The 25,818-nt window shown below is 60.6% G+C and carries 24 protein-coding genes and 3 pseudogenes; 13 read left to right on the plus strand and 14 right to left on the minus strand.

The annotated features are described in order from the left end of the window. Positions 1–33: 33 nt before the first annotated feature. A complete protein-coding gene (locus ACQ5BM_RS31935; RefSeq protein ID WP_429819876.1) occupies positions 34–1,632 on the plus strand; it encodes an ABC transporter substrate-binding protein in 1,599 nt (532 codons plus the stop codon). A gap of 479 nt (positions 1,633–2,111) precedes the next feature. Here the strand turns inward: ACQ5BM_RS31935 and ACQ5BM_RS31940 are convergent, their stop codons facing one another. From ACQ5BM_RS31940 to ACQ5BM_RS31980, 9 genes are all read right to left on the minus strand, one after another. Then, positions 2,112–2,873 (minus strand): ABC transporter ATP-binding protein, encoded by a 762-nt coding sequence (locus tag ACQ5BM_RS31940; RefSeq protein ID WP_429819877.1) that lies wholly within the window; start codon positions 2,871–2,873, stop codon positions 2,112–2,114. Beyond that, positions 2,873–3,709 carry an ABC transporter ATP-binding protein gene (locus ACQ5BM_RS31945; RefSeq protein WP_429819879.1) on the minus strand — a complete coding sequence of 279 codons (837 nt, stop codon included), beginning with the start codon at positions 3,707–3,709 and terminating at the stop codon, positions 2,873–2,875. The genes ACQ5BM_RS31940 and ACQ5BM_RS31945 overlap by 1 nt, the downstream gene beginning before the upstream one ends. Before the next feature lie 5 nt (positions 3,710–3,714). After that, entirely contained in the window at positions 3,715–4,602 is an 888-nt protein-coding gene (locus tag ACQ5BM_RS31950; RefSeq protein WP_429819881.1) for an ABC transporter permease, read from the minus strand. Beyond that, positions 4,602–5,624 (minus strand): ABC transporter permease, encoded by a 1,023-nt coding sequence (locus ACQ5BM_RS31955; protein WP_429819883.1) that lies wholly within the window; start codon positions 5,622–5,624, stop codon positions 4,602–4,604. The genes ACQ5BM_RS31950 and ACQ5BM_RS31955 overlap by 1 nt, the downstream gene beginning before the upstream one ends. A gap of 108 nt (positions 5,625–5,732) precedes the next feature. Then, a complete protein-coding gene (locus tag ACQ5BM_RS31960) occupies positions 5,733–6,083 on the minus strand; it encodes a cupin domain-containing protein (RefSeq protein ID WP_429819884.1) in 351 nt (116 codons plus the stop codon). Between the two features lie 37 nt (positions 6,084–6,120). After that, the gene (locus ACQ5BM_RS31965; protein WP_429819886.1) at positions 6,121–6,861 is read right to left on the minus strand and encodes a FadR/GntR family transcriptional regulator; all 741 of its coding nucleotides are present in this window, start codon (positions 6,859–6,861) and stop codon (positions 6,121–6,123) included. Between the two features lie 81 nt (positions 6,862–6,942). Continuing rightward, positions 6,943–7,680 (minus strand): FadR/GntR family transcriptional regulator, encoded by a 738-nt coding sequence (locus tag ACQ5BM_RS31970; protein ID WP_429819888.1) that lies wholly within the window; start codon positions 7,678–7,680, stop codon positions 6,943–6,945. A gap of 75 nt (positions 7,681–7,755) precedes the next feature. After that, positions 7,756–9,273, minus strand: a complete 1,518-nt coding sequence (locus tag ACQ5BM_RS31975) for an aldehyde dehydrogenase (NADP(+)) (RefSeq protein WP_429819889.1) — start codon at positions 9,271–9,273, stop codon at positions 7,756–7,758. A gap of 3 nt (positions 9,274–9,276) precedes the next feature. Next, positions 9,277–10,071 carry an NAD-dependent epimerase/dehydratase family protein gene (locus ACQ5BM_RS31980; protein WP_429819891.1) on the minus strand — a complete coding sequence of 265 codons (795 nt, stop codon included), beginning with the start codon at positions 10,069–10,071 and terminating at the stop codon, positions 9,277–9,279. 129 nt (positions 10,072–10,200) lie between these two features. On the opposite strand from ACQ5BM_RS31980, the gene kduI reads away from it, so the two are divergent. The 3 genes from kduI (at position 10,201) to kdgD (ending at position 12,787) form a co-directional block, all read left to right on the plus strand. Continuing rightward, positions 10,201–11,025 carry a 5-dehydro-4-deoxy-D-glucuronate isomerase gene (kduI, locus tag ACQ5BM_RS31985; RefSeq protein ID WP_429819892.1) on the plus strand — a complete coding sequence of 275 codons (825 nt, stop codon included), beginning with the start codon at positions 10,201–10,203 and terminating at the stop codon, positions 11,023–11,025. Continuing rightward, on the plus strand, positions 11,022–11,765 hold the full coding sequence (gene kduD / locus ACQ5BM_RS31990; RefSeq protein WP_429819894.1) for a 2-dehydro-3-deoxy-D-gluconate 5-dehydrogenase KduD: 744 nt from the start codon (positions 11,022–11,024) through the stop codon (positions 11,763–11,765). Before kduI ends, kduD begins: the two co-directional genes overlap by 4 nt. A gap of 110 nt (positions 11,766–11,875) precedes the next feature. Beyond that, positions 11,876–12,787, plus strand: a complete 912-nt coding sequence (kdgD, locus tag ACQ5BM_RS31995; RefSeq protein WP_429819896.1) for a 5-dehydro-4-deoxyglucarate dehydratase — start codon at positions 11,876–11,878, stop codon at positions 12,785–12,787. Positions 12,788–12,928: 141 nt separating this feature from the next. On the opposite strand, the gene ACQ5BM_RS32000 is transcribed toward kdgD, so the two are convergent. Then, positions 12,929–13,873, minus strand: a complete 945-nt coding sequence (locus ACQ5BM_RS32000; protein ID WP_429819898.1) for a helix-turn-helix domain-containing protein — start codon at positions 13,871–13,873, stop codon at positions 12,929–12,931. Positions 13,874–14,086: 213 nt separating this feature from the next. On the opposite strand from ACQ5BM_RS32000, the gene ACQ5BM_RS32005 reads away from it, so the two are divergent. The 6 genes and pseudogenes from ACQ5BM_RS32005 (at position 14,087) to ACQ5BM_RS32030 (ending at position 20,879) form a co-directional block, all read left to right on the plus strand. After that, positions 14,087–14,968, plus strand: coding sequence for a carbohydrate ABC transporter permease (locus ACQ5BM_RS32005; RefSeq protein ID WP_429819899.1), 882 nt, complete (start codon positions 14,087–14,089; stop codon positions 14,966–14,968). Positions 14,969–14,971: 3 nt separating this feature from the next. Next, entirely contained in the window at positions 14,972–15,856 is an 885-nt protein-coding gene (locus ACQ5BM_RS32010; protein WP_429819901.1) for a carbohydrate ABC transporter permease, read from the plus strand. 13 nt (positions 15,857–15,869) lie between these two features. Beyond that, a pseudogene (locus ACQ5BM_RS32015) lies at positions 15,870–16,850 on the plus strand (ABC transporter ATP-binding protein); the annotation flags it as partial. 40 nt (positions 16,851–16,890) lie between these two features. Next, the gene (locus ACQ5BM_RS32020) at positions 16,891–18,156 is read left to right on the plus strand and encodes an ABC transporter substrate-binding protein (protein WP_429819902.1); all 1,266 of its coding nucleotides are present in this window, start codon (positions 16,891–16,893) and stop codon (positions 18,154–18,156) included. Positions 18,157–18,228: 72 nt separating this feature from the next. Further along, entirely contained in the window at positions 18,229–19,782 is a 1,554-nt protein-coding gene (locus tag ACQ5BM_RS32025; protein WP_429819903.1) for a glycoside hydrolase family 28 protein, read from the plus strand. 8 nt (positions 19,783–19,790) lie between these two features. Beyond that, the gene (locus ACQ5BM_RS32030) at positions 19,791–20,879 is read left to right on the plus strand and encodes a glycoside hydrolase family 88/105 protein (RefSeq protein ID WP_429819905.1); all 1,089 of its coding nucleotides are present in this window, start codon (positions 19,791–19,793) and stop codon (positions 20,877–20,879) included. A gap of 132 nt (positions 20,880–21,011) precedes the next feature. Here the strand turns inward: ACQ5BM_RS32030 and ACQ5BM_RS32035 are convergent. After that, positions 21,012–21,127: pseudogene (locus ACQ5BM_RS32035) on the minus strand (IS1595 family transposase); the annotation flags it as partial. Between the two features lie 281 nt (positions 21,128–21,408). Between ACQ5BM_RS32035 and ACQ5BM_RS32040 the strand changes: the two are divergent. After that, complete coding sequence (locus ACQ5BM_RS32040; protein ID WP_429819907.1) at positions 21,409–21,654, plus strand: hypothetical protein; 246 nt, start codon at positions 21,409–21,411, stop codon at positions 21,652–21,654. Between the two features lie 174 nt (positions 21,655–21,828). Next, positions 21,829–22,194, plus strand: a complete 366-nt coding sequence (locus ACQ5BM_RS32045; RefSeq protein ID WP_429819910.1) for a hypothetical protein — start codon at positions 21,829–21,831, stop codon at positions 22,192–22,194. Between the two features lie 150 nt (positions 22,195–22,344). Here ACQ5BM_RS32045 and ACQ5BM_RS32050 read toward each other — a convergent pair. Continuing rightward, positions 22,345–22,550 (minus strand): annotated as a pseudogene (locus tag ACQ5BM_RS32050) (hypothetical protein). Positions 22,551–22,648: 98 nt separating this feature from the next. Here ACQ5BM_RS32050 and ACQ5BM_RS32055 point away from each other — a divergent pair. Next, positions 22,649–23,620 (plus strand): 3'-5' exonuclease, encoded by a 972-nt coding sequence (locus tag ACQ5BM_RS32055; protein ID WP_429819911.1) that lies wholly within the window; start codon positions 22,649–22,651, stop codon positions 23,618–23,620. Between the two features lie 258 nt (positions 23,621–23,878). Here ACQ5BM_RS32055 and dinB read toward each other — a convergent pair whose 3' ends face one another. Together dinB and ACQ5BM_RS32065 are read right to left on the minus strand one after the other, a co-directional pair. Next, complete coding sequence (dinB, locus tag ACQ5BM_RS32060) at positions 23,879–24,961, minus strand: DNA polymerase IV (protein WP_429819913.1); 1,083 nt, start codon at positions 24,959–24,961, stop codon at positions 23,879–23,881. Positions 24,962–25,001: 40 nt separating this feature from the next. Further along, positions 25,002–25,673, minus strand: coding sequence for an SOS response-associated peptidase (locus tag ACQ5BM_RS32065; RefSeq protein WP_429819914.1), 672 nt, complete (start codon positions 25,671–25,673; stop codon positions 25,002–25,004). Positions 25,674–25,818: the final 145 nt, after the last annotated feature.

Raw genomic sequence — 25,818 nt, forward strand, 5'->3', positions numbered from 1 at the left:
GGATCCCGCGTGGACGGCCGCAAAGGAGGAAGCATGAAACACTTTTTAGCAACGGTCGCATTTGGTGCGCTTCTCGTCGCCACGATGCCTCATATCGTCCTGGCCGAAACGCCGGAGGATCAACTCGTCGTCGCGACGACGATGAGTAACATCCTCACCCTCGACCCGGCTGCCATCACCGGCCGCGAGACGGTCCAGGTGCTGAACAACATCTATGACACGCTGGTCGTCCTCTCGCCTGAGGACCGCAGCGTTCAGCCGCGATTGGCAGAACGCTGGGAAGTGGCAGACGACCGCATGTCTATCCGCTTCCATCTACGCAGCGACGCCAAATTTGCCTCCGGCAATCCGGTCACAGCCGAAGATGTCGCCTGGAGCCTGAAGCGTCTGCTCGCGCGCAATCTGGCGCAATCGTCGTTCCTGAAGACCCGCGGCTTTACGCTCGAGGCGGCCGATAAGCTGTTCGCCGTCGAAGACGATCGCACCTTCGTGCTGCATCTGCCGAAAGCCGACGACCCGAACCTGATCCTGATGATCCTCGCGCAAAACGGTCCGGGTTCGATCATCGACAGCAAGGCGGCGCTTGAGAACGAAAAGGACGGCGACCTCGGGGCGGCATGGTTGACGCTCAACTCCGCCGGCTCCGGTCCGTTCACGCTGACGCAGTGGAAATCGAACGAATTCATCATCCTAACCCGCAACGGCGAATACTGGGGCGAAGCCCCTGGCATGAAACGCGTGCTGCTTCGCCACTTGCCGGAATCGCAGTCGCAGCGCCTGCTTCTGGAAAAGGGCGACATCGACGTTGCCTATTCACTTCAGGCGCCGGATCTGAAATCGCTGGAAGCCGACAAGGCGATCACGATCAGATCGACGCCTGGATCGGGTTTCTACTATCTCAGCGTCTCGATGAAGGACGAACGGTTCGCCAACAAGAAGGTTCGCGAGGCGCTGCGCTATCTCATCGACTACGAAGGCCTCGACAAGGCAGTGATGCCCTATTACGGCAAGCTGCACCAGCGGCCGCTGTCGACGGGTGTGCTTGGCACCTTGCCGGACGAAGGCTACAAGCTGGATGTTGCGAAGGCCAAGGCCCTGCTTGCAGAGGCGGGCTATCCGCACGGCTTCAAGACCACCTTGCGCGTCCTTTCCGAAGACCCCTTCATGAAGGCGGCGACCGCCATCCAGAACACGCTCGGCCAGGCCGGAATTCAGGCCGAGCTCATCAGCGGTTCGGGCGATCAGATCTACGGTGCCATGCGCGAACGGAAGTTCGAACTGTTGCTCGGTCGCGGCGGCGGCGGCCAGCAGCCGCACCCGGACAACAATCTCAGGTCCGTTGCCTATAACCCGAACAATTCCGATGACGCGAAGCTCACCAACTATCAGAGTTGGCGCACCAGCTTCTTTGACGAGAAGCTGAACAAGATGATCGAGGAGGCGCTGGTCGAGCGCGACACCGCCAAGCAGATCAAGCTCTATGAAGGCGTACAGACCTACATGGACGAGATTGTCATGTCGATCCAGCCGTTCTCGGAAGTCGTCGACACAGCAGCCTTCCGAAGCGACGTGAAGGGGATGATCGTTAGCCCCTGGCTGTCGCGTTTCGAAGGGGTGAAGAAGGAACGGTAACCCCAGGCTTTGCTTTCAGCGAATTTGAAAAGGCGCGTCGCCCGGCGCGCCTTTTGCTGTTGGGAGCGGTGCAGGTTTCACATGCCGGACAACGCCGTTGCGGCGGTGCCTGTCAGACACCGCAAGGCCCGGAACGTACAAGCGTGACCGCCTCGCCAGCAACGGTGTGAAGTAGTCGGGGTGGAAGTTGGTCCGTGACCTGCGGGCAAGCGCAGCCATCGCCATTGACCCGGTATCGATCCCATCGACGATCGAACGCATTGCGAGGAGAGCGACAAGGCTAAGCTTTGCGGATGTGGTGCGCGCTTTGCCGGGTACGTGGCGTCCGTTCGGCGAGGGACGTCCTGATGCCCTGCCAATTCGCTTCAAAACTCAGTCTCCTTGCCGCAAAGAAATGCCCGGCACTGGGCCGGGCAAGTCGGGGGAGAAACCTTGTCCTGGACCGTAAGCTGGGAAGAGCGGTCTTGAGAGGCGGGACCTCAGTGCGCGCCCTCGTATTCCAGCGAGGCGCCGATCAGTTCTCGCGCATAGGGATGGGTCGCGCAGTTTCCGGGGATCGCCTCGCGCGGCAGAACTTCGGTGATTTCGCCATGGAGCATGACGGCAAAGCGGTCGCACATATGGTCGACCACGGCGAGGTCGTGCGTCACCATGATGTAGGTGAAGCCACGTTCGTCCCTCAGGCGCTGAAGCAGGTTGAGGATTTCCGCCTGCACTGAGACATCGAGCGCCGAGGTCGGCTCGTCGAGCAGCAACAGCGACGGCTCGAGGATCAGGGCGCGGGCGATGGCAACGCGCTGTCTCTGACCGCCGGAGAGCTGGTGAGGGAAACGGTCGAGAAACGAGACCGGCAGGCCGACATCGGTGATCACCTTGCGCATGCGTTCCTCACGGTCGCCAAGCTTGTGGATCACGAGCGGCTCGTTGAGGACGGTGCGTACCGACTGACGCGGATGTAGCGAGCCATAGGGGTCCTGGAACACCATCTGCAGCATGCGGCAGCGGTCGATGAGCGGCATGTCGCGCACCGGCTTTCCGCCAATGAGAATGTCGCCGGTCCAAATGTCTGTAAGCATCGAAACGCAACGCAGGACCGTGGATTTGCCCGAGCCGCTTTCGCCAACGAGCCCGAAACACTCGCCCGGTTGCACCGAGAAGGTGACGCCGGGAAGAACCTTGACGGCCGTTGGGCCCGCGCCGAAGGTTATAGCGAGATCGCGGCATTCGACTGAAACGGACATCAGGCAATTTCCTCCAGCCATTCAGGACGGCGATCGAGCACGGCAAGCGGGGCGCGCCCGCCGCCGATCCTCGGCTGTGCTGCGAGCAAGCCGCGCGTGTAGGGATGCTTCGCCTTGTCGAGGTCCGCAGCCGCCAGGGTTTCAACGATGAGACCGGCGTACATGATCAGGACGCGGTCGCAGAAGTTACGTACGAGATTCAAGTCGTGGCTTATCATGATGAGGCCGATGCCGCGATCCCGAACCAGACCGTCAAGAATATTCAGCACCTGCAGCCGCACCGTAACATCAAGCGCGGAAGTCGGTTCGTCGGCGATCACGAGGTCCGGGTCGGCAAGCAGCATCATCGCGATCATGACACGCTGGCCCATGCCACCGGATATCTCGTGCGGGTATTGATCGTAGACGCGCTGCGGGTCGCGGATCTTCACCGCTTCAAGCATGGCAAGGGCCTTGTCGCGCGCCTCGGTCTTCGAGCACCTGAAGTGCCGCAGATAGGTTTCCGCCACCTGGTCGCCGACGCGGCGGATAGGGTTCAGCGAGAACTTCGGATCCTGCAGGATCATCGACATGCGCCTTCCGCGGACCTTCAGCATCTCCTTTTCGGAGAGCGACGGCAGATCGAGTTCGGCAAAGCGAAGCCGGTCGGCGGTGATCGTTGCGCCGGGCAGCAGGCGCAGCAGCGCGCGTCCGACCGTAGACTTGCCGGAACCGCTTTCACCGACGATCCCGAGACGCTCGCGCCCAAGGGTGAAGGAGACGCCGCGCACCGCATCTGCCGGAGCACCGCCATAGCGGATGCGCAAGTTCTCGACCTCGAGAATGGTCTTTTCCATGGGGGCTATCTCCGGTTCATCTGCTTGGGGTCGAGCGCGTCGCGCAGGCCATCTCCGAGCAGATTGAATGCGAGGCTGACGGAAAGGATGGAGATGCCCGGGAAGGTAACGAGCCACCAGCTGTCCAGCATGTACTTGCGGCCAGTCGCGATCATCGCGCCCCATTCCGGAAGCGGAGGTTGTGCGCCCAGCCCGAGGAAACCGAGGCCGGCGGCGGTCAGGATGACGGTGGCCATGTTCAACGTCAGCCGGATGAGGACCGAAGGCAGGCACATCGGCATGATCGACTTGAAGATGATGCGGGTCGCGGAGGCTCCCTGCAGTCGCGCTGCCGAGATGTAGTCCGCCTTGCGGAATGTCATCGCCTCCGCGCGCGCCAGCCGTGCGATGGGCGGCCAGGAGGTCAGCGCGATCGCGATGATCGCGTTGTTGAGGCTCGGCCCGAGTGCCGCGACGAAGGCGAGCGAGAGAATGAGGCTCGGGAACGACAGGAAAATGTCGGTGATGCGCATCATCACAGTATCGACCTTGCCGCCGAGGTAGCCGGCAGTCGTGCCGATGACGAGACCGATCGGGCCGACGACGATCGAGACGAGGAAGATGATCGTGAGCGTGATGCGCGCGCCGAAGACCAACCGGCTGAAGATGTCGCGGCCAAGCTCATCGGTTCCGAAAACGTGGCCGTTGCCTGGGGCCTGCAAGGTGTTGGCAAGGTCCTGCGCATAGGGGTCGTGGGTCGCGATCAGCGGTGCGAGGGCAGCAATGAGGACAAGCAGTGCCAGAACAGCGAGCCCGAAGGTCGACGTCGGGCTCTTCAGAAGGAAAAGTACGATGTTCTTCACGGACTGAAGCGGTGCCGGCAGACGGAAAGTGGGTTGAACGCGTGTGTCCATCAGCGTGTCCTCGGGTCGAAGATGCGGTAGAGAACGTCGGACAGGAGGTTCAGTCCGATGAAGATGATGCCGACAATCAGCACGCAGGTCATGACGGCGTTCATGTCGCCGGTAATGAGATTACTGGTGAGATATTGGCCAAAGCCTGGCCAAGCAAAGACCGTCTCGATCAGCACTGCTCCTTCGAGCAAGGATCCGTAGGCAAGCGCGATGATGGTCACCAGCTGGACACGGATGTTGATGAAGGCGTGCTGCCAGATCGTTTGGCTGCGCGAAAGACCCTTCACGCGCGCCGTCGTTACGTATTCCTGACCTAGCTGATCAAGCATGAAACTGCGCGTCATGCGCGTGATGTAGGCGGATGAGGAATAGCCGAGCAGGGCAGCCGGCAGGATGATGTGATTGACCGCCGACCAGAAGACATCCATCTCGCCCGCCATCAGGCTGTCGATCAAGAGGAAGCCGGTGCGCTCCTCGACGAGCCCGATATAGTACTGATCCATCCGCCCGCTGCCGCCGACGAGGCCGAAATGGGCGTAGAAGACGATCAGCGCGATCATGCCCGTCCAGAAGATCGGCATGGAATGGCCAAAGAGGCTGAAAACGCGCACGACATGGTCCGGCCAGCGATCCTTGTTGACGGCGGCAAGGACGCCGAGCGGAACGCCAAGCCCCGCGCCGATGAGGATCGCGAAGGTGGCAAGCTCGATCGTCGCAGGCATCACATGCAGGATATCCTGAATAACAGGCTGGCCGGTGCGAATGGAGGTACCGAAATTGCCGGTGAAGACGTCTCCCAGATAATAGAAGAACTGTTCCCAGAGCGGCCGGTCGAGACCCAGCGAGCGGTAGACTTGCTCATAGGTCTCCCGGGTCGCATCTTCTCCGACAATGGCGCGGACGGGATCGGCTGGCATCAGCCGGCCGATGAAAAAGGTCAGGAGAAGCAGGCCGAGCAGCGTGACCGCGATGGTCCCGATCTGTCCGGCCGCGCCATAGATGCGGATGCGGCGTAATGACATGGTTCCTCCGTGTGTCATTCGCCAATAAAGGCGGTACAGGCTCCTATATCCTGTATGACAACTTCAGCGAACCTGTCACAGGCTTATCATGCTGTCAAGCCAAACCGCTCATAGGAAGTCATCGCGACGGGGGGAAAAGCAGTCGATGAGCTCGCCCGCCTCAAGGCACTGGCACCCGTGCTCGGCGCCGCCTGGAATGACGAGACTATCGCCAGCCTGCAAATCATAGGTTTCACCATTGCGGAAGAAGCGGAAGCGGCCGCGTGCCACATAGGTGGATTGCACATGCGGATGGCGGTGCAACCTGCCTTTGGCGCCGGATTCGAAACGAAAAGACACGACCATGAGATCCGGGGAATCGGACAGGACCTGACGGGTGACACCCGCGTCCGACGATACTGCGGGGAAGGTGGGGAGAGCCATGTAAACCTCGATGATGTTGTATAACATCATCACCATACATGTTCTTGTACTTGTATGACAACTACGGTGTCGCTCAATTTTCTTCGGTTGCCGTGGTGCGCGACCGCAAAAGCACCTTGTAGCGTTCCAGGCTCCCCCGAAGGTGGGCGCGCATGCGTTCGCGTGCGGCCTCGGCGTTCCCCTCGATGATCGCGTCGACGATCTGGCCGTGCTCCTCCTGAAGGTGCAGATTATAGTCTTTCGGACGCGATCCGGGCGCCGATCCCTGTAGTTCGCCGCGGGGAATGATACCCGAACGGATCAGCTGAAGAAACTCCGGGAACCGTCTGTTCTGTGTGGCCTCGGCAATTGCAAGGTGAAGCTCGAAATCTGCGTCTCGCGTGGGCGACCCGGTCGCCAAGCATTCACCCACGTGGTGATGGGCCTCAAGGATCGCCTCGATCTGTGCCGCTGAACGGCGAGATGCCGCAAGTCCTGCAGATTCCACCTCGAAAACCGTTCTGAGTTCGAGCAGTTCGATCACCGATGAAATCCGTTGGGTCGTTAGATCCTTGAAGGGCTGGTTCTTGTCCTGTTGGATTTCCAGCGCAAAGATGCCGGCGCCCTTGCGCGCCTCGACCAGACCGTCAGCCCGCAGGATTGCGATAGCTTCACGCACGACCGTGCGACTGACCGAATACTCTTTGGTCAGCGCGCTTTCGCTTGGAAGCCTGTCGCCGGGACGGAAAACACCCTCCATCAGCTCGCGGCGTAGTGCTGTGCTGATCTTTGCCGCCAGCGACGTGCCGCGAACGTGATTGTTTTCGGCTTCCATTTCCACTCCGCCTGTTTCGAACCTGTCTGGCATGTTAGCCGTTATCTGTTCGTTTGCAAGGGCGGCCGCGGGTTCGCGTCCTTAGCGCGTAGTGCGCAACATGGCGCGATAGCGTATCTGGCTATTCTTGAGGTGGTTGCGCATGGCCGCGCGTGCTGCATCCTCGTCGCCGTTCTGTATGGCCAGGAGAATTGCCTCGTGTTCGTCTACGAGACGGCTGAGTTCGTTGGAGGCAAGAACAGCCTCCTCGCCGTTATCCGCGATGGCGCGACGGGGGATGAGAGCCGGTCCAAGCGCCCTAAGGAACTCGCCAAAGCGCGGATTGTTGGTTGCCTCGGCGATCGCGACGTGGAAGGCGAAATCGGCCTCCGCGGTCGGTTTCCCTGCAGCCGCGCAGGCCCTGAAGGCGTCAAAGGCTTCGATGAGCTTGCCTTCCTGACCGGGCGAGCGGCGAAGGGCCGCAAGTGCCGCTGCGTCGCCCTCGACTGCGGTTCTAAGCTCCAGCATTTCGATCAGCGACGACACCCGCGTGAGGTCGACCTGTTGAAACGGCCGCCGCACGGACGCAGCCTGCTCCAAAAGGAAAACGCCCGCTCCTTGCCGGGGCTCAACCAGGCCGTCGGAGCGCAGGGCCGCAATCGCCTCGCGCACCACTGTGCGGCTCACGCCGAATTCCTGGGTGAGCTTTGATTCAGACGGCAGGCGGTCTCCAGGATTGTAACGCCCCTTGGATATCTGGGAACGAAGAGCATCCGCAACCTGCGCCACGAGCGTCTTGCCCTGGGAGGCGGAGGGATCGGAAGTCGTCGCTGTCATCATGCAATAGGCCGTTTCCAAGATCACTGTCGGTTCGTTTGTGGATACGCTATCAAGGGGTGATGGCGCAATCCGTCGCTATGCCGACCTCAGATCCCGAGGCATCAGCCGTTCAGGAATGTTCTGATAGGAAACGGGTCTTAGAAACCGCCGAATGGCCATGGTTCCGACCGAGCTTGCGCCGAAGTTGGTCGAGGCCGGGTACGGGCCACCGTGAACCATCGCATCGCAGACCTCGACGCCTGTCGGATAGCCGTTGACCAGGATACGGCCCGCCTTGCGTTCAAGGATCACCATGAGCTTGCGAGCGAGATCGGTGTCGCCCGCGTCAAGATGGAGGGTTGCTGTCAACTGTCCTGCGAAGCAATTCGCGACCTCAATCATCTCTTCGGGATTCTCGACCGTGACGATCAGGCCGAGTGGCCCGAAAACCTCCTCTGAAAGGGCGTGATTGCCGAGCCAATCCCGAGCCGCAACGAGAAAGAGATTGGGCGTTGCATCGCGGTTCTCGCAATCTGAGCCGAGGATATGGCGGACGCCAACTCCCGCCGTGATGCGGTCACGCCCGTCGCGGTAGGCTCTGGCAATGCCGTTGGTGAGCATCACCTGCGGTGCAACGTCTAAAAGCGCGGCGCGAGCGGCTTGCGCGAAGGCGGGGGTCTGCTCGGCAAGGATCACCGCGATACCCGGATTGGTGCAAAACTGCCCGGCGCCCATGGTAAGCGAACCTGCCCACCCCTTGGCGATCTCCTCGCCGCGCGCCGTGATCGCGTCGGGCAGGAGGAACATCGGGTTCACCGAGCCGAGTTCGCCGAAGAAGGGGATGGGTTCCGGTCGTCCTGCGCACAGATCAAACAGTGCCCGTCCACCTGCCAGAGAGCCGATGAAGCCGACCGCCTTGATCAACGGATGGGTTACGAGCCCGGTTCCAACATCGCGGCGCCCGCCCTGGATCAACGAAAAGACGCCCGGGTGCAATCCGTGCGCCTTGACCGCGGCCAGCGCTGCCTCAGCGACGATCTCGCCGGTCCCCGGATGTGCCGAGTGGCCCTTGACGATGACGGGGCAGCCTGCGGCAAGAGCCGAGGCGGTATCACCGCCCATGGTCGAAAACGCCAACGGAAAGTTGGAGGCGCCGAAGACGGCAACAGGACCGATCGGGCGCTGGATCAGGCGAATGTCGGGGCGGGGCAGGGGTTTGCGCTCCGGCAAGGCCTCGTCGCGTCGCCTGTCGAGGTACTCGCCCTTGCGAATGTGGGCGGCAAACAGCCGAAGTTGGCTGGTGGTTCGGGCACGCTCGCCCTCGAGCCGGGCGGCTGGCAGCCCGGTTTCCGAACTCCCGATCTCGGTGATCGCCGCCCCGCGCGCCTCTATCTCGTCGGCGACGGTTTCGAGGAAGGCTGCGCGCTCCTCCCGAGTGGAGTGGCCATAGGTCCAGACGGCGTCCTCTGCGGCTCTTGCCGCCTGATCAACCAGTTCCACCGTTCCGACGGAGAATTCAAAGGCAGGGCCACTTGCCGGTTCGCTCGTAAATTTCTGCGCAGTTGCGATCCATTCGCCTGCGACCAGATGTTTGCCATGCGGTTCGAAAGTCATCCATCACTCCTTAAAGATCGGATTGTCGACATAGGCACCGCCCTGAAAGCGGGCCATGGATTTGTCGGAGCCAGGCTGCGGCACGGCCTCCGCGACACCCGCCCGGAAATGTTCGGCATTATCCCTGGGTTTCCAGCCGAGCCAGCCAAGATGGGTGTTGTCCCACCACCCGGCATCGTTCGCAGATGCGCCCCAGATGACGGGGCAGCCCAAAACCGGTACGCGGAAGACCGCCTCGATAAGCGACGCGAAGTCTTCATGAGAAAGCCAGGTCGATAACATCCGGTGGTTCGTTGGCTCTGGCGTACAGGAGCCGATGCGAACCAGCGCCGTTTCCTGCCCGAACTTCTCGAAATACATGCGGGCAAGCGCCTCGCCGAAGCATTTTGAGACCCCATAGAGTCCATCCGGGCGGAACGGAACATCCGGACCGAGCCGTTCGGCTTGCGGATAACAGCCGATCGTATGGTTGGAACTGGCAAAGACGATGCGCGGGCGGCCATTGGCGCGGGCGGCCTCGAAGAGATTGTAAAGACCGGAGATGTTTCCGCGCACGATCCCCTCAAACGGCCCTTCGGTCGACGCCCCGCCAAGATGGAGGATACCGTCGCAGCCGGCGACCATGGCGCTCACCGCTTGAGCGTCGGCAAGATCGCATTGGACGAGCTCCTCATGGTCAGCCGGGGTGCCTAGACCTGCACGATCTGCAAGCCGGACCGTGTCAGCAAGCCCGGCGAGCTTTGTGCGCATCACGCGCCCAAGCTGACCCGCCGCGCCGGTAATGAGCAGACGGTCCATTCCAAGCCCCCTTCAGACACCGCAGACAAAGACAAGGTTGGCGCTTGCCTATTGACCTTGTCAGACATATCATACAAATACGCATAACACATATTATATGTTGGTCGCAATCACCGAAGGAGGAGTTTCATGCTGACCGTTGAAACGCGGCAAGCCGTCAATCCGGACTATGCAAAGACACTCGATACGGCGGGTCTCCGCAGGCATTTCCTGGCTCAGGACATGTTCCGGACGGGTGAGATCCGGTTGATCTATACCCACTACGATCGCTTCGTGATGGGCGGCGCCGTTCCCGCGGGCAAGCCACTGACGCTCGACAAGGTGGAAGAAACCAAGACGCCGTCGTTCCTTGACCGGCGCGAGATGGGTATCGTCAATGTCGGCGAAACAGGCATCGTCACCACCGAGAAGGAAAGCTACACGCTCAAGCGCGGCGACGTTCTCTATCTCGGAATGGGTACGGGGGCCGTAACCTTCTCCGGGGAGGGGCGCTTTTACATCACTTCCTGCCCGGCCCACCGCAGCCTACCCACCCGGCTTGTCACCATTGCCGGCAGCAAGGAAGTCAAACTCGGCACGACCGAAACCTCCAACAAGCGCACGATCAACCAGTTCATCCACCCGCTGGTCATGGAGAGCTGCCAGCTCGTCCTCGGCTACACCACGCTTGAAGATGGCTCGGTGTGGAACACCATGCCTGCGCACGTCCATGATCGCCGTATGGAGGCCTATCTCTATTTCGGAATGGACGAAAAATCCCGCGTGTTGCACCTGATGGGTGAACCGCAGGAAACGCGCCATCTCTTCATTTCCAACGAGGAAGGCGCGATTTCTCCCCCCTGGTCCATTCACTCGGGCGCTGGCATCGGATCCTACACGTTCATATGGGCAATGGCCGGCGACAATGTTGACTATACCGACATGGAGTTCGTCCAACCGGGGGATCTGAAGTGACAAATCCCTTTTCCCTTCAGGGACATAAGGCGCTCGTCACCGGCGCAAACACCGGGCTTGGGCAGGCGATTGCCGTTGGCCTTGCTGCGGCTGGCGCCGAGGTAACTTGCGCGGCGCGACGGGCGCCCGATGAAACACTTGAAATCATCGCAAACGCGGGCGGGATCGCCGCACCGCTTGCCTTGGACTTTGCCGATCCGATGGCTGCGCGCGACGTCTTTGCCGGAAGGGGCTACGACATTCTTGTCAACAATGCCGGCATCATTCGCCGCGCCGATGCGGTGGAGTTCAGCGAGGCCGACTGGGACGACGTCATCGACGTCAATCTGAAGGCGCTTTTCTTCACCTGCCAGGCTTTCGTCAAGGAGCTGCTGGCGAAGGGCCGGCCCGGAAAGATCGTCAACATCGCATCGCTGCTGTCCTTCCAGGGCGGTATCCGCGTGCCATCCTATACGGCGTCCAAACACGGGGTCTCGGGGCTCACCAAACTGCTTGCCAACGAGTGGGCGTCCAAGGGCATCAACGTGAACGCGATCGCGCCCGGTTACATCGAGACCAACAACACCGAGGCGCTCCGCGGCGACGCTGATCGCAACAAGGCCATTCTCGATCGCATCCCCGCCAACCGCTGGGGCAGACCTGACGACATCGCCGGTGCCGCCGTGTTCCTGTCGTCGCGTGCTGCCGACTACGTTCACGGCGCCATACTCAATGTAGACGGTGGCTGGCTGGCCCGCTGATGCCGTGGCCGGCGGCAAGCTCATCATATGAGTTATATGATGAGTTGATGCGGATCCGGCCGGTACCCAAAGATTTTCCATTCTGAAAACACGCAGAGGACTAAAAGAAGATGACTCCTGAACAGATCAAGGCCGCCCTTGGCTCAGGCCTCCTTTCGTTTCCGGTCACCCATTTCGACGAAGAGGGCCGCTTTGCGGCCGACAGCTACAGGGCCCATGTGGAGTGGCTGGCCGGTTACAAGGCGCCGGTGCTGTTTGCCGCCGGCGGGACCGGCGAGTTCTTCTCGCTGAAACCGGATGAAATTCCCGGCATTGTCGCTGCCGCCAAGGAAGTGTCGGGCGAGACCGCAATCGTGTCGGGCTGCGGTTACGGTACCGAGACCGCCATCGACATCGCCCGCTCGGTCGAAAAGGTCGGGGCAGATGGCATATTGCTTCTGCCGCACTATCTGATCGATGCGCCGCAGGAAGGGCTCTACGCGCATGTGAAGAAGATCTGCCAGTCGGTCGGCATCGGCGTCATGGTCTATAACCGCGACAATTCCGTGCTGCAGGCAGACACGCTCGCAAGGCTCTGCGACGAATGCCCGAACCTGATCGGCTTCAAGGACGGCACCGGCGACATCGGCCTGGTGCGCCAGGTCACCGCCAAGATGGGCGGCCGGCTGATGTATCTCGGCGGCATGCCGACGGCCGAGCTTTTTGCCGAGGCCTATCTCGGCGCCGGCTTCACCACCTATTCGTCTGCCGTCTTCAACTTCGTGCCGGGTCTTGCCAACGAATTTTATGCAGCGCTTCGCGGCGGTGACCGCGCCACCTGCGAACGCATCCTCAACGACTTCTTCTATCCGTTCATGGCCATCCGCAACCGGGCCAAGGGCTATGCCGTCTCGGCGGTCAAGGCCGGCGTGCGGCTGCAGGGCTTCAAGGCCGGCGCCGTGCGCCCGCCGCTCAAGGACCTGACGGGCGCCGAAGTCGAGATGCTCGACGCGCTCATCGGCGCAAACAAGCGCAAAGCGTGAGGTACCAATCTGCAGGGGGCGTCGGCCGTGGTATGCGACGTCTCCACCTTTAGATGGAGCGGCGTTTCACGGCGCTCGATTCCAGCGCTATCCGAGGGCTTCCCAGGCCAGTTGCGGTTTGGGAGGCCCTCGAGACCCTGGTCAATTCGACTGCGCCGTCGCAGGATTTGGCATCGGGTATTGCTCCGCCAGCGCCAGCGCTTGCTCGGGTTCGTCAAGCTGCATCAGGCCACCATCGCGGCTCTGGCGAACCTTGTTCAGGTGGTCACGCGGACTAAGGCCCAGGGTCCGCTTGAACATGCGCGAGAAATAGTAGGGATCGGAATAGCCGACCTCCGCGGCGGCGGCCGCCACCGAAAGGCCGGCCTCCAGGAAGTGCATGGCGCGTTCCATTCGCTTCAGCTCCTGGTACTTGCGCGGCGTGCGCGTTACCCGCTTCTGGAATTCGCGCAGGAAGTAATCGCGATTGTAGGGCGATGCGTCGACCGCTCGTGTCGCGATTTCCGGATCGAGCGGATTGGCAGAGATCATCGTCGCGGCTTTCATGACCGCAAGGTCGATCGCGTCCGCGCCCTCGGGCTGGTAGGTGGCGTGGTCCCGCCATCCGATGAACGCATCCTCGATAAAGGCAATGAGCAGCACCATGAAGAGATGATGCTGGCCGAGGGTAACGGAGGAAGGGGGAGCACTCTGGCGATAGTGCCGGACCAGCGGTTCGAGAAGCGGCCAGCGCGTGAGGCGCAATTTCGGTTGCAGATCCATCTGCGCAACAAGGTTATGGCGCCCGTAGATATCGAGCGTGAAGTGCTGCGCTACGCCGAGATAGGTCTCCCGCTCCTCGTTCCATCCGATGAAACGCTGGCCACGCGAAATCAGCATGGCGTCGCCCGGTTCCATGATCACCGGTTCGCCGTCTATCAGGTAATGGCCGCGCCCTTCGAGGCAGATCACGAGGTCATCGACCTCATTGGACTTGTCGATCCGCCAGGTGTGGGAGTGTTCCATGCGGATCGCCGCCCGCGTCAGATTGAGGGTCAGCGCCGTCGGCGGAATTGCAGAGAGAATGCCACCTTCAATTTCGTCCATCTTTTTCCTCGCCTTTGTGAATTCATTCTGCGGGAGAGATGGGCGATTGTCACCGCATAAACCGCTTATGCGCACCATATCGTCTGGGAGGAGGGATTGGGAGATGGCAAAAAAGGGAAGAAATCCCGTTTCGTCCGCACCGATCCGGGAGCGTAATTTGTACGAAAATGTATCCATAAAGACAGCATTTCGGTGCCATCCGGAAGGACGGGCATGAAAGGGCAGCGTCTTCTCGGGCTCGGCTATCTCGCGCCCTACGTCATCGGCCTTCTGATTTTCACGGCCATTCCGTTCATCGGCTCGTTCTACCTGAGCTTCACCAGCTATGACCTGATGAGCGAGCCGCGCTGGACGGGGTTCGCCAACTACGAGCGGCTGTTTACCCGTGACCGCACGTTCATCAAGTCGTTGAACGTCACGCTGCTCTACGTGTTCCTGACCGTGCCGTTGAAGCTCGCCTTTGCACTCTTCATCGCCGCGATCCTGAATTACCGGTTGAAGTTTATCGGTCTTTTCCGAACCGCCTTCTACGTGCCGTCGATCCTTGGAGGGTCGATCGCGATTGCCGTCCTGTGGCGCTATGTCTTTGCCTCTGAGGGACTGGCGAACATGATGCTGGCCACGCTGGGGCTTGCCCCGGTCGATTGGTTCGGCGATCCGACCAACGCGCTTTTCACCATCACGCTTCTGCGCTGCTGGCAGTTCGGTTCGGCCATGGTGATCTTCCTGGCGGCGCTGCAATCGATCGATAAATCGCTCTACGAGGCAGCGGCAATCGACGGTGCGGGCAAGGTGCGGACCTTCTTCTGGATCACGCTGCCGCTGCTGACCCCGGTCATCTTCTTCAACCTTATCATGCAGATGGTTCAGGCGTTCCAGGAGTTCAACGGCCCCTACATCATCACCCAGGGCGGTCCGCTGAAGGCCACATACCTGCTGCCCCTCTACATTTATGACGAGGCCTTCAAGAAGTTCAACATGGGCTATGCGTCGTCCATTGCCTGGGTGCTCTTTGCCATCATTACCGTGCTGACCCTCGTCGCCTTCTGGTCTTCGAAGAAGTGGGTCTACTACGCCGGCGACAAGAGGAACTGAGCCATGGCCGATCTTCAAACACTCAACGGCCAGCAGGCCGCGCGCAGGGCAAGGCTTCGTCTGCTGTCGACGACGGTTCGCTACGTGCTCTTGTTTTCAGTCGGTTTCGTCATGCTTTATCCGCTGATCTGGCTGGTCGGCGCGAGTTTCAAGACGAACTCGGAGATCTTCGCAGGCGCCGGCTTCCTGCCCGACAATCCGACTGCAGACGGCTACATCAAGGGTTGGCAGACATCGACGCCCTATACGTTCGGCCGGTTCTTCTGGAATTCGTTCCTGATCATCCTGCCGAAGGTGATCGGCACGGCGATCTCCTGCACCATGGCGGCCTACGCATTCGCGCGGTTCGATTTCCCGTTCAAGAAGATCCTCTTCGCTTCCGTGATCGCGATCCTGCTCTTGCCAAACGTAGTGACGCGCATCCCGCAATATATCTTGTTCCGCGATCTCGGCTGGCTCGACAGTTTCCTACCGCTCTGGGTCCCTTCTGCCTTCGCCGGCGATGCCTTCTTCGTCTTCATGCTGGTGCAGTTCCTGCGCTCACTGCCTGCAGACATGGAAGAAGCGGCGCGCGTCGACGGCGCAAACAGTCTCCAGACGCTCGTCTACATCGTCGTCCCGATGTTGGCGCCGGCGCTGATCTCGGTCTGCCTGTTCCAGTTCATGTGGACGATGAACGATTTCCTTGGGCCGCTGATCTACCTGTCGTCGGTCGACAAATATCCCGTAAGCCTCGCGCTCAAACTCTCCATCGACACCACGGAAGCCTTCGAGTGGAACCGCATTCTCGCAATGTCGGTGCTGACCATCACACCGGCTCTGGTCGTGTTCTTCGCTGCACAACGGTATTTCATTGAAGGGATCTCCTCCGGGGGAGTCAAAGGCTGACCATGGCAAAGGTTCAGGCTGCGCCAAGTCCACGACGCTGCGCATGGTTGCGGGGCTTGAGGAGATCTCGGGCGGGGAGATCGTGATCGGCGACCAGCGCGTCAATGACCTGCCGCCGGGCAAGCGCTCGATCGCGATGGTATTCCAGAATTACGCGCTCTATCCGCACATGAAGGTGCGCGGCAACCTCGCCTTCGGGCTGAAGATCGCCGGCAAGCCGAAGGCAGAGATCGATGCGGCCATCAAACACGTCGCCAAGATCCTCGAGATCGAACCGCTGCTCGACCGGCTACCGAAGCAACTCTCCGGTGGGCAGGCTCAGCGTGTGGCGCTCGGGCGCGCCCTCATCAAGAAGCCGGGCGTCTTCCTCTTCGATGAGCCTCTCTCCAATCTCGACGCCAAGCTGCGCGCCTCGATGCGGGTGCGCATTACCGATCTGCACAGACAGTTGAAGGCCGAAGGCCTGTCTTCGACAGTCATCTACGTGACCCACGACCAGACGGAAGCCATGACCATGGGAGACCGGATCTGCGTCATGCAGGCCGGCCACATCATGCAGGTGGCAACACCCAAGGAGCTCTACAATCGACCGGCGAACCTGTTCGTCGCCGGCTTCATCGGGAGCCCCGAGATGAACCTTGTCGATGCGACGCTTGAGGGTGGCGAACTCCAGATCGGCAGCCAGCGGCTGGCGCTTGGCGCTCATCTCGAGAGTAGGCTTTCGGCCAGACCTGCAGAGGCCGTGCTCGGCATGCGCCCGCAGCATCTTTCGCTCGTCGCCGATGGGCCGGGCCTTTCCGCAAGGCTCACCAACGCCGAGTTCATGGGGCACGAAGTCTACCTGCATGCCGACCTCGAAGGCCGCAAGCTGGTGAGCGTCGTGGGCGCCGCCGAATTCGAGGCACTTGGCCAATCGGATGTGATCCGCCTGCGCCCGGATCCTGATCACCTGCATGTTTTCGACAAGACCGACGGCCGCAACGTCTCGCTGTGAGGAGGCAGCGTTCGGCCCCATTCCAAGGAGGAGAAGTTCGATGAAAACGAAAAGAATGATCGCCGCATTGGCCACCGTCGCCTATGGCGCTTTGGCCCTTGGTACGACGGCGCACGCCGCCGAACTGCGAATGGCCTGGTGGGGCGGCGAGAGCCGCCACGTTGCCACCCAGAAGGCAATCGCCGCCTGCGGCGGAAAATACGGCCACACGGTCAAAGGCGAATTCACCGGCTTTGACGGATACCTTGAAAAGCTGACCACCCAGATGGCCGGCAAGACCGAAGCGGATATCATCCAGGTCAACTGGCCCTGGCTGCCGTTGTTTTCTAAGAATGGCGATGGTTTTGCCGACCTGCGCAAGCTCAAGGCGATCGATCTTTCCAACTGGAGCGAGGCGGATCTGTCGGCCGGCTCGATGAACGGCGTGCTGCAGGGGCTTTCGGTTTCGACGACGGGTCGCGTCTTCTTTTTCAACGCCACGACCTTCGAAAAGGCTGGCGTCGCCATCCCGAAAAGCTGGGACGAATTCTTCACGGCCACGGCGACCATCAAGGAAAAGCTCGGCAAGGACTACTATACCTTCAACGCCGTCAAGGAGACGGCACAGCTTTTGACCACGCTGGCCGTGGTGCAGAAGACCGGGAAGGATCTGGTCGATCCCGCGACCAATCGCGTTGCCTGGACGCCGGAGGAGCTCGCCGAGGGGATATCGTTCCTGGGCAAGCTGGTCGAGATCGGCGCGATCCGGTCGCAGAAGGAAGAAGCGGCCGATGGCAACGTCAATCTGTTTGAAAAGCCGGCCTGGGCAGACGGCAAGGTTGCCGGCTCTTACGAATGGGATTCGACCTATTCGAAATATGCAGACCCGTTGAAGGACGGTCAGGTTTTGAAGCCGGTGGCAATGCTGAAGCTTCCGGACGCCGTGACGGAAGGCGTCTATCGCAAGCCCTCGATGGTGTTCTCCATCTCCAAGAACTCGAAGGATCCGGAGGCGGCAGCTCAGATCGTCAATTGCCTGCTGAACGAACCGGAGGGCATCGATGCACTCGGCACATCGCGCGGCCTGCCGGCGTCGAAGGCAGCCGGTGCCCGTCTGGGTGATAAGGGCGAGCCTGAAGTGCGGGCCGCAAACGCGATCGTAGTCGCCGCAAGCGGCCCGGCCGTCTCGCCGTTTAACGAGCATCCGGAAGTGCGCGCAGCCTTCATCGATACGTTGGAAGAGTACGCCTATGGCCAACTCACGGCCGATGAAGCAGCCGCACAGATCATCGATACGGTGAACGACGTGCTCGCAGAGTTCGATTGATCGTCAGATTTCCCGCCGCGGTTTCCGCGGCGGGTCCGCCCCCGGCGGAATAACAACCAAGAGAAAGAGATCATGATCCGACCGTCCATCATCGCGCTGTCGGCGCGAACGGCAGCGCTTTGCCTGCCTAAAGCCGGAGCGCTTTATCGCCTGCCTGAGCGGATTAGCTGGCAGCTGTCGTCGCTGACGGGCGACAACGAAATGCGGGAAGGCGAGACGTCGACGGTCGTTAGCCTTCTGCATGATCTACAGCCCAGTTGTCGCTACCGAATCGAGATCGACGGGTTCCAGTCACTCGAGTTCGAAACGGCAGCCTGCGCCGGTCTCATCGATCCAACCACCTTTGGCTTTGTCCCAGACATTCGCCCCGACGACCTCAAGGGTGCGCGAGCCAACGCTGCCGCCTTGGCGCTTGCTGTAAGCGCCGTGCCCGACGGCGGCACACTGCGTCTGCCCGAGGGAGACTGGACGGCTTTTCCGGTTCGGCTGAAGAGCAGCATGACCCTCAATCTTTCCAAGGGAGCGATCCTTCGGGCGCCTTCGGTTCGCGAAGGCTGGCCCATTCTTGAGGCCCGCGACAAGGAGGACAGGATGCTCGGGAGCTGGGAAGGGTTGCCAGCCGCCTGTTTCGCCGCTCCAATACATGCGATCGGCGCTGAAAGCCTGGTGATCGAGGGCGAGGGTACGCTCGACGGGTCAGGAGACCTGGGGGATTGGTGGAATTGGCCGAAGGAAACCCGTGAGGGGGCCCGCCGTCCGCGCGGCCTGCACCTCGTTTCCTGTGTCGACGTGAAGCTCTTAGGCTTTACCATCCGCAACGCGCCATCCTGGACGATTCATCCGCAGGGCTGCCGCCGGCTGATCGCTGTGGGCCTCACTGTAACCGCCCCGCCCGATAGCCCGAATACCGATGGCTTCAATCCCGAAGGCTGCCGCGACGCTACGATCACCGGCGTGCGATTTTCCGTGGGGGACGATTGTATCGCGATCAAGGCGGGTAAGCGCGGGCCGAATGGCGAAGACGATCATCTTGCAGAGACGCGCGGCATCCGTGTCACCCACTGCCTGATGGAGCGCGGCCACGGCGGTCTTGTCATCGGCTCGGAAATGTCGGGCGGCGTGCACGACGTCTGTGTCGAGGACTGCGAAATGGTCGGTACCGATCGCGGCCTGCGTCTGAAGACAAGGCGTGGTCGCGGTGGCTCCATCACGAACATTGCCATGCGGCGGGTTCTCATGGATGGAGTCGAGACGGCGCTATCGGCAAACGCCCATTATCATTGCGACGCGGACGGCCACGACGAATGGGTGCAATCGCGCCAGCCGGCTTCCATCGGTCTCGGTACACCGGTGATCGATGGAGTCACCATCGAGGACGTCGAAATGCGCAAGCTCGCCCACGCCGCGGGCGCCTTTCTCGGCCTGCCGGAAGCGCCGATCAGAAACGTCAGAATCCGCCGGCTGAAGATTGCTTCCTATCGTGCCGACGCGACCGCCTCGCCACCGATCATGGCCGACCGGGTGCGACCGATGCGGCACGAGACGATTGTCGCCCAGTGCGCTGACATCGACTGCGATGAACCTGCGCTCCTGAGCCGAACTGCAATCTCCGTTAGCTTTAAATGAGATACTCCATGGACCCGACCGACTATTTCGATCAGTTCGCGCAACGCTACACCCCCTACAAGGGCGGAAGCTGGTGCTACGAGGATGGCTGCGTCTATCGCGGTCTTCGCCTTCTTTTCGAGGCGACCGGCGAGGTGCGCTGGAACAAGCACCTGCACCGGCTTATCGATCGGCAGGTCGCTTCTGACGGCACGCTCCTCGGCTACGATCCTGCCGAGTACAATATCGATAACATCCTTGCAGGACGCGTCCTGTTCCCGCTCGCAGCAGAAACAGGGGATCCTCGTTACAGCAAGGCAGCCGATCATCTCGCAGGCCAGTTGCAAAACCATCCGCGAATTCTTGCGGGCAATTATTGGCACAAGAACCGCTACCCGCACCAGGTCTGGCTCGATGGGCTTTACATGGGGCTGCCATTCCAGATCGAGTATGCACTCGTTAATGACAAGCCGGCGCTGATTGCCGACGCGCTTCAGCAGTTTTCGACGGCGCTGATGTTCACTGCCACTAAGGGCGGTCTCTACGTCCACGGCTATGATGACAGCCGGAAGCAACGGTGGTCCGACACGACCACGGGCAAGTCACCGGCGGTTTGGGCGCGCGCCGTCGGCTGGCTGGCAATGGCTCTGGTCGACGCGCTGGCGCTTCTTCCCAAGGACGGGGCTACCACAGCGCTGCGCCAGCGGACACGCCGTCTGCTGGACGAACTGACGGCACGCCAGGCGTCGTCCGGTCTCTGGATGCAGATACTCGACGAGCCCGATCTTGCGGACAATTACGAGGAAACATCGGCTTCCGCGATGTTTGCCTACGCGTTGCTGCGCGCCGCGAGGCTCGGCCTTGCCGAGCCCGACCAGGCTGTTTCTGCCGGCGATAGGGCCCTCGACGCACTCCTGTCGAGACGTCTCGAAACAGACGACCAGGGCGTCACGCGTTTGACGACGATCGTTGGCGTTGCCGGCCTCGGCGGGTTCGAAGGCAACTATCGGGACGGTTCACCCGGCTACTACCTCACCGAAAAGGTAGTGGCGGATGACGCCAAGGGCGTGGGACCACTGATGATGGCCTTCGCCGAGGGCCTCAGACGTCGCGATTGAGCGGGCAGAGTGGCCACCATGTGGTGTAATGCAGGTGCGCCAGACTGTCGTAAAGCGCGAACGTGGTGCGGCTGTGCAGATTCGCCGGGTCAAGATCGAGTGCTGTCACGATTTCAAGGCGTGCGGGGCAGCGGCCGGCCACACCATGCTGTCCAGCAGTCGTCGACACTGCTCCTCATCGCGAAAGGCACGATCATATCTTCGGCGGTCCGAATGTTGGTAAGAGCTGCAAGCATCGTTTCCGATATTCTCATCTGCTTCATCGACTGGAACACCGGGAGAGCGAACACATGGTGTTCGTTCTGCCGTTGCAGGCAAGTGGAGGTTCCCGATCTTGCGAGCGAGGCAATGGGTAGCCGCAGCTTGGTCAACCTATCTTGAGTTATGACGCAGCCCCCAACATCTTTCGCACCTTCTGCGAAAGTTCATCGAGAGTCGCCATAAGTCGGTTCACATGTGACAACGTGGTAGTCATCTCTGGACCGTACCTGGTGACGAGATACTCTCTGTTTGAGGAGAGAGTTGCCAAGTGCTCCGCGGTACGCTTGCGCAGAACGAGGCCGGCATCCATTGCTCTTCGGGTCCGCTCGCCAAGATCGTGCTGAAAGCCGCGGATCGTCTTGTGATCGAGGCCTTTGGCAAGCAGAAGGGCATTCAGATAGAGCTCGATCGAATGGAGAGCCAGAAGACGTCGCGGAATGTGATTGGTCTTTCCTCTAGACGAGCCTTCACCAAGCTTGACGGCCGCGTCTCTGTACTGTGTCGCCAGATCTAGAATGTCTCGAACGCTTGCTGATTGGCCAGGATACGCGAGATCCATCCAGATTGCCCTCCAAGGCCGAGTGAGAACCCGGTTTGATGACATTCGTTATTGTCCGCTAGTTAATTTTATAACTCTAATAGACGCAACTGCTGATTTGCTCCATCCTGGCTTGCGAGGGGGCTGAAGATGGGCAACGTGGTCGACTTCGATCCGCGAAAACGCCAGAAATGGACGGTTCGGCGCAAGGCGCCGACCGCGACGGTGAAGTCACGTCTGCGCAAGGTTGCAACAGAGGGTTCGCCTGACTGGATGCCTGGTCTTGGCCTTGCCTTCGGCATCGGAATACTCGCTGTTGCGATGCTCACGTCGCCAATGGCGTCAAGTATCGGTTGCGACATCAAAGGCAACGTCAGCAGCTCGGGCGAGCTCATCTATCACGTACCCGGACAGGAGTATTATCAACTGACGGTCGTCAACCCGATGAAAGGCGAGCGTTGGTTCTGTACTGAGGAAGAGGCCCGTGAAGCTGGATGGAGAAAAGCCAAAAGATGACCGGCGCGCTCTGCACGACGTGTCGGTTAAACCGATTCCGCTTTGCGCATGATTTCATACGGATGGCGCCGGTCGCACGAGTCGGTGTGACTGATGCCGCGATGGCGTCGCGATCCGCGAAGATCTCATGTGCGCCGACTTGTGCTTGGGTCAGTCTGCGATCAAGCCGTCGAAAACTTCGAGCATGGCGTCACTGATGGTCTTGCCCAGCGCCGCCGCAGTCTCCACCAACGCTTCCTAGGTTCATGTCACGAGCGACCATTGCAAGGCGGCGCCTTCCGCCGTCACGATTTCCTGGGTGCGTTGGATTGCCCACAGGGCAAGTCGCTTCGGCTGGTGATTTCCACGGTTTCCATGATTTTTCCTGATTTGTTCGGGTGGATGCCTTATAGCGAAGCCGATGAGAGATGGGTCCGGCGAGTCGATTTTGGAATGAGCCCGAGATATTGAGCGAATGACGCAGCAGTTCGACCTGTTCGCTGCGACCGAGACGGCACCTCAGAATGTGCCGGGCTCGTCGGTGGCGAAACGACATCCCACAACTGCGTTGAGCGAAGAGGACATGGTGCGGCAGCTCCGTGAGACGGGCCGCTACCGTATCCTGAAAAAGCTCGAGCCTCGGTCTGTGACCGAGGCGGCGCGACCCGGATTTCCCTTGAAAGGCGTGATCCTCGATACCGAGACTACTGGTCTCAGCCATCGAAAGGACGAGATCATCGAGATCGGCGCGATCGCTTTCACCTTTGACGACGCCGGTGCTATTGGCGATGTCACAGATGTCTATGGCGGCCTGCAGCAACCGAGCATCCCAATTCCAATGGAAGTCACACGACTGACCGGCATCACCGATGAAATGGTGGCCGGCCAGATGATCGATGTCCATCAGTTGAGTGCCATCGTCGAGCCGGCCGATCTCGTTGTCGCACACAATGCCGGCTTCGATCGGCCGTTCTGCGAAGCGTTCTCACGGATATTCGCCGGAAAAGCCTGGGCCTGTTCGATTTCCGAAATCGACTGGTCAGCCCGTGGCTTCGAAGGGACCAAGCTCGGCTATTTGATCGGACAGGCGGGTTATTTTCATGAGGGTCATCGGGCAGTCGACGACTGCTTTGCACTGCTCGAGGTCCTCGCACAGGGTGGCAGAGAGATGGGGCGAACGCCGTTTGCCGAACTCTATGAAGCAAGCCAGCGATCGCGCGTTCGCATCTTCGCGGAAAACAGCCCATTCGACATGAAGGATCACCTGAAGGCGCGCGGCTATCGCTGGTCGGACGGTAGCGACGGCCGTCCGAAATCCTGGTGGATCGAACTTGGCGAAAACGCGCTCGATGACGAACTTCGCTATTTGCGCTCCGAGATCTACCGCTGGGATGAAGCCGATCCCCCGGTCAAGCTCCTCACCGCATTCGACCGCTTCAAGGCCTGACGAGCTCTTGCTGCGCGCATCGCGCATGGCTGGATTGCGAAGTCTTGGCTACGATTTGGCTGCCAGTTTTGTATAGTGGGCTCATCGAAGCGATGCACCTCCTCCCGCAGAACTTCGATTTGTGAACGAGCTCTCCTCCTCCCAAGGTCGTTCATGGGATCAGCACCACTCCTCCTCCCGGGTTGCTGATCGGTTCTTTTGGAAAAGGCTGCCGCACCTCCTCCCGCGGCAGGCTTTTTCGTTTGCGCTCCCGCTGCTTCAAAGCGCAAGGGCGAGTTGCGGTTCGTGTCCGGCGTCCGCCGGATCGAGCGACGACAGCGTCACACCCAATAGCCGGATGCCGTTCGGGGCAGGGAAAATCGGCGACAGTAACAGCGTCACGATCTCGGCAAGCTCGGCAGTACTGCCAATAGGTGCCGCCACCGTCCTGCTGCGTGTAATCTGCGTGAAATCACCCCATTTCACCTTCAGCGTAACGGTTTTGGCTCGAATGCCGCTCGCATCGCAATAGCGCCAGACCTTCTCGATTAGCGGCTGAAGTTCTGAGCGTGCCGTTTCGAAATCGTGAATGTCAGTGGAGAACGTATCTTCCGCACCGATCGACTTGCGCACCCGGTCGGGTTTGACCTGCCTTTCGTCGATGCCGCGGGCGATCCAGTAGAAATAGGGGCCAGATTTGCCGAAGTGCTGCTGCAGGAAGGCAAGGTCGCGCGCCTTCAGATCGCCGCCGGTTTGTATCCCGAGTTTGTGCATCCGCTCGGCCGTCGCCGGCCCGACGCCATGGAACTTCTTGACGGGCAGCGCCTCGACGAAGGCCGGGCCGTTCTTCGGCGTGATGACGAAGAGGCCATCCGGCTTCCTCTGATCCGACGCCATCTTGGCGAGGAACTTATTGTAGGAAACGCCAGCAGAGGCGGTCAGTCCGGTTCGCGCTTTGATCTGCCCACGAATTTCCTCGGCAATCTCGGTTGCAACCTCCATCCCCTTCAGATTCTCGGTTACGTCGAGATAGGCTTCGTCGAGCGACAGTGGCTCGATCAGCGGCGTGTACTCCGCAAAGATCGCGTGGATCTGCTGAGACACGGTGCGATATGCATCGAAACGCGGCCTCACGAAAATCAGAGCCGGGCATTTCCGCTTGGCGGTGACCGACGGCATGGCCGAATGGACACCGAACTTCCTCGCTTCATAGCTTGCCGCCGCCACCACGCCGCGGGCTTCGCCATGGCCAACGGCGATCGGGAGCCCGCGCAGCTCGGGATTGTCCCGTTGCTCGACGGACGCATAGAAGGCGTCCATGTCCACGTGGATGATCTTGCGTGGTCGGCTTGGCGTTTCCATAGTCGTCACCGTGGCAATGCCGCCTTGACCTGGTTCCCAGTCACAGCGGCAAACCTTCTTCGGTCGGTGCTGCCGGCGGCTCGACGATCACCAGCATGTTGCCGGGGAGCGGCCGTTGCAGATGCTTGACCTCGTCCCAGGATCCGGTGAGCCACAGGTCCACTTCCTCAGGCGTCGTCAGGATCACCGGCATCGCCTTGAAGTGGATGGGAGCGACGATTTCGTTCGGCGACGTGGTGAGGAAGCCGAAGAGTTCGTATTCGCGTTCGCCGTCGCGCACACGCCTGACACCCTTCCAGGGCGTCCAGAACCCCGCAAAGAACATCAACGGCCGGTCGTTGTTGCCTGCAAACCGGGCATTCGGGATCTTGCCTCCTGGGACCTGCACTGCCGGATCAGGCTCGGCAAACGAGGTGAACGGCACGACGCAGCGGCTGGTTTGACCGAGCCAACGCCGCCAGTGCGGTGAATTGAGATTGCGGATATTGGTAACGCCGGGATCATAGTTCTTCACGACTTCAGGTGGGGAGGGCATGCCCCAGGCGGTCCGAGTGATCTCGCGCTGACCGTCTTGGCCGACACGCACGATCGGCGCCTGGTAGCCCGGATAGACGTCAAGCGAAGGCTCGTTCCAGCCGGCCCTGTCGCGCAGGGCCTTGGTAAACTGCATCACCGCGTCGCGCGTGGTCGTGATGTTGTAGAGGTTGCACATTTCAGTCCTCCCGCTTCCAATCCGCCGCACTTCATGCCAACGAAGACCGGCTAATCGCCCTCGTTCGATGTCAGGGCCGCCTTTCCCTTGAGTTGCATTTGCCAGAACCTCTTGCCCTGAAGGTCGGTTGACTCGCAATACGAAA

The sequence above is a fragment of the Ensifer sp. B1-9 genome (assembly GCF_050474445.1).
Taxonomy (GTDB): domain Bacteria; phylum Pseudomonadota; class Alphaproteobacteria; order Rhizobiales; family Rhizobiaceae; genus Ensifer.